We start from the raw sequence: 13,123 nt of genomic DNA, 5'->3' as shown, positions 1-13,123 counted from the left end.
GCTTACGCAACCGTACCACCAGCAGCTTCAATAGCAGCTTTGGCACCTTTGGTCGCGATCAAACCCTTGATCGTGACTTTCTTGCTGATCTCGCCGGCCTTGATCACGCGCACGACGCGAGCCAGCTCAGAAACCAGACCTGCCTGCTTCAATGCCAGCATATCAATTTCTGCAACAGGCAGCTTTTCCAGATCCCCCAGGCGAACTTCTGCCTTGAACGGGGTTGCCAGTGATTTGAAGCCGCGCTTCGGCAGACGACGCTGCAGAGGCATCTGACCGCCTTCGAAACCGACCTTGTGGAAACCGCCCGAACGCGATTTTTGACCCTTGTGGCCGCGGCCGGCAGTCTTGCCAAGGCCCGAACCGATACCACGACCGACGCGACGCTTCGCGTGCTTGGCGCCGTCAGCCGGTTGAATGTTGTTCAATTCCATGATTTGCTCCGTTCGCAAGCCGTTGGCTTACGACACCACTTTCACGAGATACGAAACCTTGTTGATCATGCCGCGCACTGCCGGCGTGTCCTGCAGTTCCGAAACCGAATTCACACGACGCAGACCGAGACCGCGAACGGTGGCGCGATGGTCCTGGCGAGTGCCGATCAAGCCTTTGACCAGTTTCACTTTGATTGTGTTTGCCATTCGGATCACCTTAACCCAGAATTTCTTCAACGGACTTGCCGCGCTTGGCAGCGATTTCCGACGGGGTGTTCATGTTTGCCAGGCCGTTCAACGTGGCGCGAACCATGTTGTACGGGTTGGTCGAGCCGTAGGACTTTGCCACGACGTTGGTCACGCCCATCACTTCGAAGATTGCGCGCATCGGACCACCGGCGATCACACCGGTACCATCCTTTGCCGGCGAAATCATTACGGTAGACGCGCCGTGCTTGCCCGTCACGGTGTGCTGCAGAGTCCCGTTCTTGAGCGTCACCTTGATCATCTTGCGGCGGGCTTCTTCCATTGCCTTCTGCACGGCGACGGGTACCTCCTTCGACTTGCCCTTGCCCATGCCGATGCGGCCATCGCCATCACCGACCACGGTCAGCGCTGCGAAACCCATGATACGACCACCCTTGACCACTTTGGTCACGCGGTTGACCGCAATCATCTTTTCCCGCATGCCGTCGTCGCGCTCTTCGCCTTGCTGCGTCTTTGCTTGCATTTTTGCCATGACGATTCTTCCTTAGAACTTCAGACCGGCTTCACGTGCCGCTTCCGCTACAGCCTTGACGCGGCCGTGATAGCGGAAACCGGAACGATCGAACGCAACTTCGGAGATACCAGCCTTCAGAGCCTTCTCTGCGACGCGCTTGCCAACCAGGGCAGCCGCTGCGGCGTTGCCGCCCTTGCCCGACTTGCCAGCCAATTCCTGACGCACTTCCGCTTCCAGCGTGGAGGCAGATGCCAGAATCGTGGCGTCCGGACCAATGATGTTTGCGTAAATGTGCAGGTTGGTGCGATGCACGGCCAGGCGATTTACCTTCAACTCCGCGATTTTCGCGCGAGTTTGGCGTGCGCGGCGCAGACGTGATTGTTTCTTGTCCATCGTCAACCCCTATTACTTCTTCTTGGTTTCTTTGATCACTACCACTTCGTCCACATAGCGGACGCCCTTGCCCTTGTACGGCTCCGGGCTGCGGTAGGCGCGGATCTCGGCAGCGGTCTGACCGACCTTCTGCTTGTCGACACCCTTGATCACGATTTCGGTCTGCGTCGGGGTCTCAACTTTCACGCCAGCGGGCATCTGGTGCACGACCGGGTGAGAGAAACCGAGCGACAGATTCAGCTTGTCGCCTTGAGCCTGGGCACGATAGCCCACGCCGACCAGCGACAGCTTGCGCTCAAAACCCTTGGTCACGCCGTTAACCATATTGTTCACGAGTGCACGCAAGGTGCCCGACATTGCGTTGGCTTCGCGGCTATCATTTGCCGGCGAAAACTTCAGCGTGCCGTTGTCGTTCTCAATCTTGACCAGGCCGCTCAGGGACTGGCTCAGCGTGCCCAGAGGGCCCTTCACAGTGATTCGCTCTGCAGCGATGGTCGCTTCCGCGCCCGTCGGCAGTGCAATCGGCATTTTACCTACACGAGACATCTTGCACTCCTTAGGCCACGTAGCAAATGACTTCGCCACCGACACCGGTCGCGCGCGCTTTGCGGTCTGTCATCACACCCTTCGGCGTGGAAACAATCGCCACGCCAAGGCCGTTCATCACTTGGGGAATATCATCCTTACCCTTGTAGATACGCAGGCCAGGACGGGATACGCGCTCGAGACGCTCGATAACCGGACGACCAGCATAGTACTTCAGGCCGATCTTCAGCTCGGACTTGCCGTCAGCTTCGGAAACTGCGTAATCTTCAATGTAACCCTCGTCCTTGAGGACGTTGGCAATCGCCACCTTGACTTTGGACGACGGCATTGCGACCGTGGTCTTCTGCACAACTTGGGCGTTGCGGATACGGGTCAGCATATCGGCGATAGGATCGCTCATACTCATTGCTTGTTCTCCTATTACCAGCTAGCTTTGGTTACACCCGGAATCTCGCCGCGCATGGCGATTTCACGGATCTTGATACGGGCCAAACCGAACTTGCGGAAAGTACCGCGGGGACGACCGGTCAGGGCGCAACGGTTGCGCTGACGGGTCGGATTCGCGTTGCGCGGCAGCGCCTGCAGCTTCAGGCGCGCTTCATAGCGCTCTTCTTCCGATTTCGATTGATCGTCGATGATTGCCTTCAACTCGGCACGCTTGCCTGCGTACTTCTTTACCAGGGCAGCGCGCTTTTGTTCACGGTTAATCAGTGCCAGTTTTGCCATGGCAGCCTCAGTTTCTGAACGGGAATTTAAATGCGGCGAGGAGCGCTTTCGCTTCGTCGTCGGTCTTCGCAGTCGTGGTGATGCTGATGTTCATGCCACGCAGCGCGTCGATCTTGTCGTACTCAATTTCGGGGAAAATGATCTGCTCTTTCACACCGATGTTGTAGTTACCACGACCGTCGAAAGCACGACCGGAAACGCCACGGAAGTCACGTACACGCGGAAGCGCGACAGTGATCAGGCGATCCAGGAATTCGTACATACGAGCGCCACGCAGGGTCACCATGCAGCCAATCGGATAGCCTTCGCGAATCTTGAAACCTGCGATTGCCTTGCGCGCCTTGGTCACAACCGGCTTCTGGCCAGCGATCTTCGTCAGGTCGCCGACAGCGTGCTCGATGATCTTCTTGTCCGCAACCGCTTCCGACAGACCCATGTTCAGGGTAATCTTGGTCAGGCGCGGGACTTCCATCACAGACTTATAACCGAACTTACCGGTCAGGTCGGCGACGACTTTATCTTTATAGAATTGTTGGAGACGGGCCATGATGTCTTACACCTTAACGACTTCGCCGCTGGACTTGTAGACGCGGACCTTCTTGCCGTCCACGATCTTGAAGCCCACGCTATCTGCCTTGCCAGTCGCCGCATTGAACAATGCAACGTTGGAGACGTGAATTGGCATCAGCTTGTCAACGATGCCGCCAGTAGCACCGGTCATCGGATTCGGGCGAACGGCCTTCTTGGCAACATTCACACCCTCGACAACCACATAATCAGCGCTGACGCGCTGCTTGACCAGGCCACGCTTGCCCTTATCCTTACCGGTCAGGACGATGACTTCGTCATTCTTGCGAATCTTATCCACGACAGGACTCCTTACAGAACTTCAGGCGCGAGCGACACGATCTTCATGAAGCGCTCGGTACGCAGCTCGCGCGTCACCGGCCCGAAAATGCGGGTGCCGATCGGCTCAAGCTTATTATTCAGCAACACTGCAGCGTTGCCATCGAACTTGACCAGCGAGCCATCCTGGCGACGCACGCCCTTGGCGGTGCGAACGACGACAGCATTGTAAATCTCGCCCTTCTTGACGCGACCACGCGGAGCTGCATCCTTTACCGTCACCTTGATGACATCGCCGATGCTAGCGTAACGGCGCTTGGAACCGCCCAGCACCTTAATGCACAGGACTTCACGCGCACCCGTGTTGTCGGCTACTTCGAGCCGGCTTTCAGTTTGAATCATAGTATTTTCTTTCCCAACTTAATCCGCTCTTCCGCCCAACGCGGCGCCGCGGTCAGTCTTGGTCCTGTCAGCCGACTTTGCTAAGCCGCGCCGATTAGGTGGACGGTTACAAAAACTACTTCTGCGCAATTACCAACTGCGCGAATCTTTCGAACTGCAGGGCACTGCAACATGGCCTCGATAACACTTAACGAGAACCAAGCCCGGCATTATGACACCAAAATGCCGGGCCCGCAACTACTATTTAAACGATCTGCGCAGTCTGGACCACGCGGGTCACCGACCATGCCTTCGTCTTGGAAATCGGGCGACCTTCCGTGATTTCCACGGTATCGCCTTCTTTCACCTGGTTGGTTTCGTCGTGAGCGTGGTACTTGTTCGACTTCACGACGATCTTGCCGTACAGCGGGTGCTTGACGCGGCGCTCAACGAGCACGGTCACGGTCTTGTCCATCTTGTCGGACACGACCTTGCCAATCAGGGTGCGCTTGAGCGACTGTTTCACTTGATCGTTCATTATTTGGCGTCCTTCTGATTCATGACCGTCTTCACGCGCGCGATGTCGCGGCGCACCTTCTTGAGTTGCGCGGTGTTGTTCAGTTGCTGCGTTGCGACTTGCATACGCAGGCTGAATTGCGCCTTGAGCAACTCGTTCAGCTCTTTTTGCAGAGCTGCCTGATCCTTGCCGCGGAGTTCAGATGCTTTCATGTTTCACTCCTATTATTGGCCGACTTGGCGCAGAACGAAGGTCGTTGCCAGCGGAAGCTTGGCAGCTGCCAGGCGGAATGCCTCGCGAGCCAACGATTCGTCAACACCATCCATCTCGTACAACACCTTGCCTGGATGGATTTCGGCCACGTAGTACTCCGGGTTACCCTTACCGTTACCCATACGGACTTCGGCGGGCTTCTGGGAGATCGGCTTGTCCGGGAAAACGCGGATCCAGATACGACCGCCGCGCTTGATGTGACGCGTCATTGCACGACGTGCCGCTTCAATCTGGCGGGCCGTGATACGACCGCGACCGACCGCCTTCAGGCCGAATTCGCCGAACGAGACGGCAGTGCCGCGCTCGTGCGAAATGCCCTTGTTGCGGCCTTTTTGCTCTTTACGATACTTTCTGCGTGCTGGTTGCAGCATGGTTATTCTCCTGCTTTCTCAGCCGGTGCAGCGCCGTCAGCCTTCTTCGGGGCACGAACACGCTTCGCAGCCGGAGTAGTGGCGGAAGTCCCTTCGGAACCCTCTGCCTTCTTGGCGCGCGGGCGGCCACCCGGCTTGCCATCGTCACGACGCGGACCGCGACGCTTCTTGTCGTCTTCGACCGGTGCCTCGATGGTCGGTGCTTCGCCGCTTGCCAGACGATCGCCCTTGTAGACCCAGACCTTGATACCGATGATGCCGTAGGTCGTTTCCGCTTCGCCGAAACCGTAGTCGATGTCAGCGCGCAGGGTGTGCAGGGGCACACGGCCTTCGCGATACCACTCTTTACGAGCGATTTCGATACCGTTCAGACGGCCAGACGACATGATCTTGATGCCCTGGGCGCCGAGACGCATTGCGTTCTGCATGGCGCGCTTCATCGCGCGGCGGAACATGATGCGCTTTTCGAGCTGCTGGGCGATCGAGTCAGCGATCAGCTGAGCGTCGACTTCCGGCTTGCGGATTTCTTCGATATTGACGTGAACCGGCACACCCATCAGCTTGGTCAGGTCGGACTTCAGGACTTCGATGTCCTCGCCCTTCTTGCCAATCACAACGCCCGGACGGGAGCTGAAAATGGTGATGCGTGCGTTCTTCGCCGGGCGCTCGATAACGATGCGGCCAACCGAAGCGTTCTTCAGTTTCTTCTTCAGATAGGTGCGAACGGTCAGGTCTTCGTTCAGCATGGAGGCAAAGTTGCCATTGCCAGCATACCAACGGGAACCCCAGTTACGCGTAACCGAAAGACGGAAACCGGTCGGATGAATTTTCTGTCCCATCGTGACTCCTTAGTTACCGACAGTCACGTAGATGTGACAGGTTTGCTTCGAGATGCGATCGCCACGACCCTTTGCACGTGCGATAAAGCGCTTCAGGAAAGCGCCACGCTCGACGTAGATCGTCTTGACGCGCAGTTCGTCGATGTCAGCACCATCATTGTGCTCGGCGTTCGCGATTGCGGACTCGAGCACACCCTTGATGATCGCAGCACCCTTTTTCGGGCTGAAGGCCAGGATGTTCAGAGCCTGGTCGACCTTCTTGCCACGAATCATGTCTGCAACAAGGCGGCCCTTCTGTTCCGACAGGCGTGCGCCACGGAGAATAGCTTTAGTTTCCATCATCGCACCTTATTTCTTGGCCTTCTTGTCGGCTGCGTGACCCTTGAACGTACGGGTCAGCGCGAATTCGCCGAGCTTGTGACCAACCATGTTTTCAGACACATAGACCGGCACGTGCTGCTTGCCGTTATGCACCGCGATCGTCAGTCCGATGAAGTCCGGCATGATCGTCGAACGACGGGACCAAGTCTTGATCGGCTTCTTGTCTTTCGACGCCTGCGCAGCTTCGACCTTCTTGATCAGGTGGGCGTCACAGAACGGCCCTTTTTTCAATGAACGTGTCATGTGTTACCCCTTATTTCTTGCCACGGCGCGAGACGATCATCGAAGTCGTGCGCTTGTTGCGACGCGTCTTCTTGCCCTTGGTCTGCTGGCCCCACGGCGACACCGGATGGCGGCCTGCGGAGGTACGACCTTCACCACCACCGTGCGGGTGATCGATCGGGTTCATGACCACACCACGAACGGTCGGGCGGATACCGCGCCAACGCGTTGCACCGGCCTTACCGATCTTGCGCAGGTTGTGCTCGCCGTTGCCGACTTCACCAACCGTTGCACGGCACTCGATGTGCACGCGGCGGACTTCGCCGGAACGCAGGCGAACCTGGGCGTAAGTGCCTTCGCGGGCCATGAGGACAACACCTGCACCTGCGGTACGCGCCATTTGCGCGCCCTTGCCAGGCAGCATTTCGACGCAGTGCATCGTGGTACCGACCGGGATGTTACGGATCGGGAGGCAGTTACCGGCCTTGATCGGTGCTTCGGAGCCGTTCATCAGCTGATCGCCGACAGCAACGCCCTTCGGGGCGATGATGTACTTGCGCTCGCCGTCTGCATAGCACAGCAGAGCGATGTGCGCGGTACGGTTCGGATCGTATTCAATACGCTCGACCTTCGCCGGGATGCCGTCCTTGTTGCGACGGAAGTCGACAACGCGGTAGTGCTGCTTGTGGCCACCGCCGATATGACGGGTGGTGATGCGACCGTTGTTGTTACGACCAGCGGTCTTCGACTTCTTCTCGACGAGGGCGTCAAACGGGCGGCCTTTGTACAGGTCGGGATTGACGACCTTGACCATGCCACGGCGACCGGCCGACGTCGGTTTCATTTTCACGAGTGCCATTATTTAGCCTCCTCGGTGAAGTTGATTTCCTGGCCCGGCTTCAGGCAAACGTATGCCTGACGCGTATGGTTGCGGCGGCCAGTGAAACGACCGGAGCGCTTTTGCTTGCCCTGGCGGTTGACGACTTGCACCGAATCCACTTGCACCTTGAACAGCAACTCGACAGCCGCCTTAATTTCCGGCTTGGTTGCGTCCGGCGCGACGCGGAAAACAACTTGTTCATTACGTTCTGCGACGAAGGTGGCCTTCTCCGAAATTACCGGAGCCAGCAACACTTTCATCAGGCGCTCTTCGCTGTGCTTAACGACTGCGTTCATGCCAGCATCTCCTCAATCTTGGCCAACGCCGGCTTGGTGATCAGGACCTTCTTGTAGAACACCAGCGAAACGGGATCGGCATGACGCGGCTCGACGACCAGCACGTTCGGCAGGTTGCGCGACGCGAGCAGGAGGTTTTCATCGAGATTGTCAGTAATCACCAGCACAGACTCGAGACCCATGCCCTTCAGCTTTTGCGCGAGCAGCTTGGTCTTCGGCGCATCAACCGACAGGTTCTCGATCACCGAGAGACGATCTTCGCGAGCCAACTGCGAGAGGATCGAGCAGACACCTGCGCGATACATCTTCTTGTTGACTTTGTGCGAGAAGTTCTCGTCGGGGCTATTCGGGAAGATACGACCACCACCACGCCACAGCGGCGAGGACGACATACCGGCACGAGCGCGGCCCGTACCCTTTTGACGCCACGGCTTCTTGGTCGTGTGACTGACTTCTTCACGGTCTTTTTGCTTGCGGTTGCCGCTGCGAGCGTTTGCCTGGTAGGCAACCACGACCTGGTGAATCAGCGCTTCATTGTAGTCACGACCGAAAATGGTATCCGGCGCAGCGACATTGGAAGCAGCTTGACCCTGGTCATTCAGGAGCTTGAGTTCCATCGATTAGGCTCCCTTCTTTGCTTTGACTTTGACAGCGGGACGAACGATGACTTCACCGTTCTTCGCACCCGGCACCGCACCCTTGACCAGCAGCAGCTGGCGCTCAGCGTCAACGCGAGCGATTTCGAGGTTTTGCACGGTGGTGGTGACGTCACCCATGTGACCGGTCATGCGCTTACCCGGGAAAACACGACCCGGATCCTGCGCCATACCAATCGAACCCGGAACGTTGTGCGAACGGGAGTTACCGTGGGTTGCGCGACCGGAACCGAAGTTGTAGCGCTTGATCGTACCGGCATAGCCCTTACCGATCGACACGCCTTGCACGTCGACCTTCTGGCCAGCTTCGAACATCGTGACGGCGATGGTGTCGCCGGCCTTCAGCTCGGCAGCCTTGGCTGCATCGATACGGAATTCTTTGAGGACGGTACCCGCTTCAACACCTGCTTTTGCAAGGTGACCGGCTGCCGCTTTATTGACGCGGGAAGCACGGCGCTGACCGAAGGTGACCTGAACAGAAGTGTAGCCGTCTGTTTCGTCGGTTTTGATTTGCGTCACGCGGTTGTTCGACACGTCCAGCACGGTAACAGGAATCGTATCCCCGTCATCCGTGAAGATGCGCATCATACCAACCTTGCGACCAACAAGGCCTAGGCTCATTGTTTTCTCCATTCCCGCCTGCGATTGGGCGGGGCTGATGTTTGTACTACAAAAACGTATTGGCACGGATTGCCGCGCCAATACCGAAGCCGATTATTATAACCCGCATTTTTTTACTCCACAAGCCACGACTTTCGAGAATTGTGGTATGTGCGGGTTTGCAACGATTACTGCAGTTTGATTTCGACGTCCACGCCAGCCGGCAGGTCCAGCTTCATCAGGGCGTCAACCGTCTTGTCGGTCGGGTCGACGATGTCCATCAGGCGCTGGTGGGTGCGGATTTCGAACTGGTCGCGCGAGGTCTTGTTGACGTGCGGCGAACGCAGGATGTCGAAACGCTGGATGCGGGTCGGCAGCGGAACCGGGCCCTTGACCACTGCGCCAGTACGCTTGGCGGTGTCGACGATTTCCAGTGCGGACTGGTCGATCAGGCGATAGTCGAATGCCTTCAGGCGGATGCGGATTTTCTGGTTTTGCATGGTTTTGTCCTTAAAAGAGCGAGCCGCGGGCGAGTACTCACCCGCGGCGATGTTTAGTCAAAGAGCGGTTAATCCTGCAACCAAATTACTCGATGATCTTGGCAACGACGCCGGCGCCGACGGTACGGCCGCCTTCGCGGATTGCGAAGCGCAGGCCTTCTTCCATCGCGATCGGGTTGATCAGCTTCACGGTGATCGACACGTTGTCGCCCGGCATGACCATCTCTTTACCTGCCGGCAGTTCGATCGCGCCAGTCACGTCCGTGGTGCGGAAGTAGAACTGCGGACGGTAGTTGTTGAAGAACGGGGTGTGACGACCGCCTTCATCCTTCGACAGAACGTAGATCTCGCCGGTGAAGTGGCTGTGCGGCTTGATCGAACCCGGCTTGGCCAGAACCTGGCCGCGCTCGACGTCTTCACGCTTGGTACCGCGCAGCAGAACGCCGACGTTGTCGCCAGCTTGACCCTGGTCCAGCAGCTTGCGGAACATTTCCACGCCGGTGCAGGTGGTCTTCTGGGTGTCGCGGATACCGACGATTTCGATTTCTTCGCCGACCTTGATGATGCCGCGCTCGACGCGACCGGTCACGACGGTGCCACGGCCGGAGATCGAGAACACGTCTTCCACCGGCATCAGGAAGGTACCGTCGATGGCACGCTCCGGGGTCGGGATGTAGGTGTCCAGCGCTTCGGCCAGCTTCATGATCGCGCCTTCACCCAGGTCGCCCTTGTCGCCTTCCAGCGCCAGCTTGGCCGAACCGCGAACGATCGGCAGATCGTCGCCGGGGAATTCGTACTTGGACAGGAGTTCGCGCACTTCCATTTCGACCAGCTCGAGCAACTCGGCGTCGTCGACCATGTCGCACTTGTTCAGGAACACGATGATGTACGGCACACCGACCTGACGGGCCAGCAGGATGTGCTCGCGGGTCTGCGGCATCGGGCCGTCAGCGGCGGAGCACACCAGGATCGCGCCGTCCATCTGCGCGGCACCGGTAATCATGTTCTTGACGTAGTCGGCGTGGCCGGGGCAGTCAACGTGGGCGTAGTGGCGGTTGGCGGTCTCGTATTCGACGTGCGCGGTGTTGATGGTAATGCCGCGTGCCTTTTCTTCCGGCGCCGCATCGATTTCATCGTACTTCTTCGCTTCGCCGCCGAACTTGGCCGACAGCACCGTCGCGATTGCCGCGGTCAGCGTGGTCTTGCCATGGTCAACGTGACCGATCGTGCCTACATTCACGTGCGGTTTGGTCCGCTCAAACTTGCCTTTTGCCATTTTAGATATCCTTCAAAAAGAACGATTTATTGAGTTTTTCGATTCGGTCTCCGGCGCTTGCCGGAGACCGCACTGCTTTATTACTTGGCCTTGGCGTTGATGACAGCGTCAGCAACGTTCTTCGGCGCTTCGGAGTAGTGCTTGAATTCCATCGTGTACGTTGCACGACCCTGGGTCAGCGAACGCAGCGTGGTGGAATAGCCGAACATTTCCGACAGCGGGACTTCGGCGCGAATGATCTTGCCGCCACCCGGGATGTCGTCCATGCCCTGGATCATGCCGCGACGGGAGGACAGGTCGCCCATCACGTCACCCATCTTCTCTTCCGGCGTCTCGACTTCAACGGCCATCATCGGCTCGAGCAGAACCGGGTTGGCCTTGCGGCAGCCGTCCTTGAATGCCATCGAACCGGCCATACGGAACGCGTTTTCGTTCGAGTCCACGTCGTGGTAGGAACCGAAGATCAGCGTAACCTTGACGTCAACGACCGGATAGCCGGCCATCACGCCCGTCGGCAGGGTGTCGATAATGCCCTTCTCAACTGCCGGGATGTATTCGCGAGGAACGACACCGCCCTTGATGGCGTCGACGAACTCGAAACCCTTGCCCGGCTCTTGCGGCTCAATCTTCAGAACGACGTGACCGTACTGACCGCGGCCGCCGGACTGCTTGACGAACTTGCCTTCGATTTCTTCGCAAGTCTTGCGGATGGTTTCGCGGTAGGCAACCTGCGGCTTGCCGACGGTTGCTTCAACGTTGAACTCACGCTTCATGCGGTCGACGAGAATTTCCAGGTGCAGTTCGCCCATACCGGAAATAATGGTCTGGCCGGATTCTTCGTCGGTCTTGACGCGGAACGACGGATCTTCCTGCGACAGGCGATTGAGCGCGATGCCCATCTTTTCCTGGTCAGCCTTGGTCTTCGGCTCGACAGCCTGCGAAATCACCGGCTCCGGGAACACCATGCGCTCCAGGGTGATGATCGCTTCCGGATCGCACAGGGTTTCACCGGTGGTCGCTTCCTTCAGGCCCACTGCAGCGGCGATGTCGCCTGCGCGGACTTCCTTGATTTCTTCGCGCTGGTTGGCGTGCATCTGCAGCAGACGGCCGATACGCTCCTTCTTGCCCTTGACGGGGTTGAAGACGGTGTCGCCCGAATTCACAACGCCGGAGTACACACGGAAGAAGATCAGCTGACCGACGAACGGGTCGGTCATGATCTTGAATGCCAGTGCGGAGAACTTTTCGCCGTCGTCGGCCTTGCGCTCAGCCGGCTCGTCGTTTTCGTCCGTGCCCTTGACCGGCGGGATGTCCGTCGGTGCCGGCAGGTATTCGATCACGGCGTCGAGCATGGCCTGCACGCCCTTGTTCTTGAACGCGGTACCGCACATCATCGGGACGATTTCGCCGGCGATGGTACGGGAACGGATTGCCTTCTTGATTTCGGCTTCGGTCAGGTCGCCTTCTTCGAGGTACTTGTTCATCAGTTCCTCGGTAGCTTCGGCAGCGGCCTCAACCATCTTTTCGCGCCATTCGTTCGCGGCATCCTTCAGGTTGTCCGGAATGTCGCGGTAGTCGAACTTCATGCCCTGGGAAGCGTCGTCCCAGTAGATGGCCTTCATCTTGACGAGGTCGATCACGCCTTCGAAGTTTTCTTCCGCGCCGATCGGCACCTGGATGGGTACCGGGTTTGCCTTCAGGCGAGTGCGCATCTGGTCATAGACCTTGAAGAAGTTTGCGCCGGTACGGTCCATCTTGTTGACGAATGCCAGACGCGGCACGCCGTACTTGTTGGCCTGACGCCATACGGTTTCGGATTGCGGCTGCACGCCACCCACTGCGCAGTACACCATGCAAGCGCCGTCCAGGACGCGCATGGAGCGCTCCACCTCGATGGTGAAGTCCACGTGGCCCGGGGTGTCGATGATGTTGATGCGGTGCTCGGGGAAGTTGTTGGCCATGCCCTTCCAGAAGCAGGTCGTCGCCGCGGAGGTGATGGTAATGCCGCGCTCTTGCTCCTGCTCCATCCAGTCCATGGTCGCAGCGCCGTCGTGCACTTCGCCGATCTTGTGGTTAACACCGGTGTAGTACAGGATACGCTCGGTAGTGGTGGTCTTACCGGCATCAATGTGAGCGGAAATACCGATATTACGGTAGCGCTCGATGGGGGTCTTGCGAGCCATATTCAATCCTAAGTCTTTTAATGGTCGAAAACCGGGCGCCGCTTTTTATCAAAGATGCACCCGGTTTTGACCGTTTTACATT

Annotated in this window: 23 protein-coding genes; all 23 read right to left on the bottom strand. The window is 58.0% G+C overall.

What is annotated here, in order from left to right; genetic code table 11:
* Positions 1-2: 2 nt before the first annotated feature.
* The gene (rplO, locus tag ACNOHI_RS11355; protein ID WP_420474771.1) at positions 3-434 is read right to left on the bottom strand and encodes a 50S ribosomal protein L15; all 432 of its coding nucleotides are present in this window, start codon (positions 432-434) and stop codon (positions 3-5) included.
* A gap of 27 nt (positions 435-461) precedes the next feature.
* The gene (rpmD, locus tag ACNOHI_RS11350) at positions 462-641 is read right to left on the bottom strand and encodes a 50S ribosomal protein L30 (RefSeq protein WP_040039196.1); all 180 of its coding nucleotides are present in this window, start codon (positions 639-641) and stop codon (positions 462-464) included.
* Positions 642-651: 10 nt separating this feature from the next.
* The gene (gene rpsE / locus ACNOHI_RS11345) at positions 652-1,173 is read right to left on the bottom strand and encodes a 30S ribosomal protein S5 (RefSeq protein WP_420474770.1); all 522 of its coding nucleotides are present in this window, start codon (positions 1,171-1,173) and stop codon (positions 652-654) included.
* A gap of 12 nt (positions 1,174-1,185) precedes the next feature.
* On the bottom strand, positions 1,186-1,548 hold the full coding sequence (gene rplR / locus ACNOHI_RS11340) for a 50S ribosomal protein L18 (protein ID WP_420474769.1): 363 nt from the start codon (positions 1,546-1,548) through the stop codon (positions 1,186-1,188).
* 12 nt (positions 1,549-1,560) lie between these two features.
* Positions 1,561-2,094, bottom strand: coding sequence for a 50S ribosomal protein L6 (gene rplF, locus ACNOHI_RS11335; RefSeq protein ID WP_420474768.1), 534 nt, complete (start codon positions 2,092-2,094; stop codon positions 1,561-1,563).
* A 10-nt stretch (positions 2,095-2,104) separates the two neighbouring features.
* A complete protein-coding gene (rpsH, locus tag ACNOHI_RS11330; RefSeq protein WP_420474767.1) occupies positions 2,105-2,500 on the bottom strand; it encodes a 30S ribosomal protein S8 in 396 nt (131 codons plus the stop codon).
* Between the two features lie 14 nt (positions 2,501-2,514).
* Positions 2,515-2,820: a 30S ribosomal protein S14 gene (rpsN, locus tag ACNOHI_RS11325; protein WP_420474766.1), complete on the bottom strand. Its 306-nt coding sequence runs from the start codon at positions 2,818-2,820 to the stop codon at positions 2,515-2,517.
* Between the two features lie 7 nt (positions 2,821-2,827).
* Positions 2,828-3,367 (bottom strand): 50S ribosomal protein L5, encoded by a 540-nt coding sequence (gene rplE / locus ACNOHI_RS11320; RefSeq protein ID WP_136417869.1) that lies wholly within the window; start codon positions 3,365-3,367, stop codon positions 2,828-2,830.
* A 6-nt stretch (positions 3,368-3,373) separates the two neighbouring features.
* On the bottom strand, positions 3,374-3,688 hold the full coding sequence (rplX, locus tag ACNOHI_RS11315; RefSeq protein WP_420474765.1) for a 50S ribosomal protein L24: 315 nt from the start codon (positions 3,686-3,688) through the stop codon (positions 3,374-3,376).
* A gap of 11 nt (positions 3,689-3,699) precedes the next feature.
* Positions 3,700-4,068 carry a 50S ribosomal protein L14 gene (gene rplN / locus ACNOHI_RS11310; RefSeq protein WP_088710704.1) on the bottom strand — a complete coding sequence of 123 codons (369 nt, stop codon included), beginning with the start codon at positions 4,066-4,068 and terminating at the stop codon, positions 3,700-3,702.
* 244 nt (positions 4,069-4,312) lie between these two features.
* The gene (rpsQ, locus tag ACNOHI_RS11305; RefSeq protein ID WP_324898694.1) at positions 4,313-4,585 is read right to left on the bottom strand and encodes a 30S ribosomal protein S17; all 273 of its coding nucleotides are present in this window, start codon (positions 4,583-4,585) and stop codon (positions 4,313-4,315) included.
* Positions 4,585-4,776: a 50S ribosomal protein L29 gene (rpmC, locus tag ACNOHI_RS11300; protein ID WP_088710706.1), complete on the bottom strand. Its 192-nt coding sequence runs from the start codon at positions 4,774-4,776 to the stop codon at positions 4,585-4,587. Before rpmC ends, rpsQ begins: the two co-directional genes overlap by 1 nt.
* Positions 4,777-4,788: 12 nt before the next feature.
* Complete coding sequence (gene rplP / locus ACNOHI_RS11295) at positions 4,789-5,208, bottom strand: 50S ribosomal protein L16 (protein WP_324898697.1); 420 nt, start codon at positions 5,206-5,208, stop codon at positions 4,789-4,791.
* A 2-nt stretch (positions 5,209-5,210) separates the two neighbouring features.
* The gene (gene rpsC, locus ACNOHI_RS11290) at positions 5,211-6,047 is read right to left on the bottom strand and encodes a 30S ribosomal protein S3 (RefSeq protein WP_324898699.1); all 837 of its coding nucleotides are present in this window, start codon (positions 6,045-6,047) and stop codon (positions 5,211-5,213) included.
* Between the two features lie 9 nt (positions 6,048-6,056).
* Complete coding sequence (gene rplV, locus ACNOHI_RS11285; protein ID WP_324898701.1) at positions 6,057-6,389, bottom strand: 50S ribosomal protein L22; 333 nt, start codon at positions 6,387-6,389, stop codon at positions 6,057-6,059.
* Between the two features lie 6 nt (positions 6,390-6,395).
* Positions 6,396-6,671, bottom strand: a complete 276-nt coding sequence (rpsS, locus tag ACNOHI_RS11280; RefSeq protein ID WP_088710709.1) for a 30S ribosomal protein S19 — start codon at positions 6,669-6,671, stop codon at positions 6,396-6,398.
* A 10-nt stretch (positions 6,672-6,681) separates the two neighbouring features.
* Positions 6,682-7,509, bottom strand: a complete 828-nt coding sequence (gene rplB / locus ACNOHI_RS11275; protein WP_420474764.1) for a 50S ribosomal protein L2 — start codon at positions 7,507-7,509, stop codon at positions 6,682-6,684.
* Positions 7,509-7,826, bottom strand: coding sequence for a 50S ribosomal protein L23 (rplW, locus tag ACNOHI_RS11270; RefSeq protein WP_088710711.1), 318 nt, complete (start codon positions 7,824-7,826; stop codon positions 7,509-7,511). Before rplW ends, rplB begins: the two co-directional genes overlap by 1 nt.
* A complete protein-coding gene (gene rplD / locus ACNOHI_RS11265; protein WP_420474763.1) occupies positions 7,823-8,443 on the bottom strand; it encodes a 50S ribosomal protein L4 in 621 nt (206 codons plus the stop codon). The genes rplW and rplD overlap by 4 nt, the downstream gene beginning before the upstream one ends.
* Positions 8,444-8,446: 3 nt before the next feature.
* Positions 8,447-9,103 (bottom strand): 50S ribosomal protein L3, encoded by a 657-nt coding sequence (rplC, locus tag ACNOHI_RS11260; RefSeq protein ID WP_088710713.1) that lies wholly within the window; start codon positions 9,101-9,103, stop codon positions 8,447-8,449.
* Between the two features lie 167 nt (positions 9,104-9,270).
* Positions 9,271-9,582 (bottom strand): 30S ribosomal protein S10, encoded by a 312-nt coding sequence (rpsJ, locus tag ACNOHI_RS11255; protein WP_019139724.1) that lies wholly within the window; start codon positions 9,580-9,582, stop codon positions 9,271-9,273.
* 85 nt (positions 9,583-9,667) lie between these two features.
* Entirely contained in the window at positions 9,668-10,858 is a 1,191-nt protein-coding gene (gene tuf / locus ACNOHI_RS11250) for an elongation factor Tu (protein ID WP_420474753.1), read from the bottom strand.
* A gap of 80 nt (positions 10,859-10,938) precedes the next feature.
* A complete protein-coding gene (fusA, locus tag ACNOHI_RS11245; RefSeq protein ID WP_420474762.1) occupies positions 10,939-13,041 on the bottom strand; it encodes an elongation factor G in 2,103 nt (700 codons plus the stop codon).
* Positions 13,042-13,123 lie beyond the last annotated feature (82 nt).

This window comes from Noviherbaspirillum sp. ST9 (assembly GCF_048799745.1).
In the GTDB taxonomy this organism is placed as follows: domain Bacteria; phylum Pseudomonadota; class Gammaproteobacteria; order Burkholderiales; family Burkholderiaceae_D; genus Noviherbaspirillum.
This window is presented reverse-complemented; position numbering and strand designations above follow the sequence as displayed.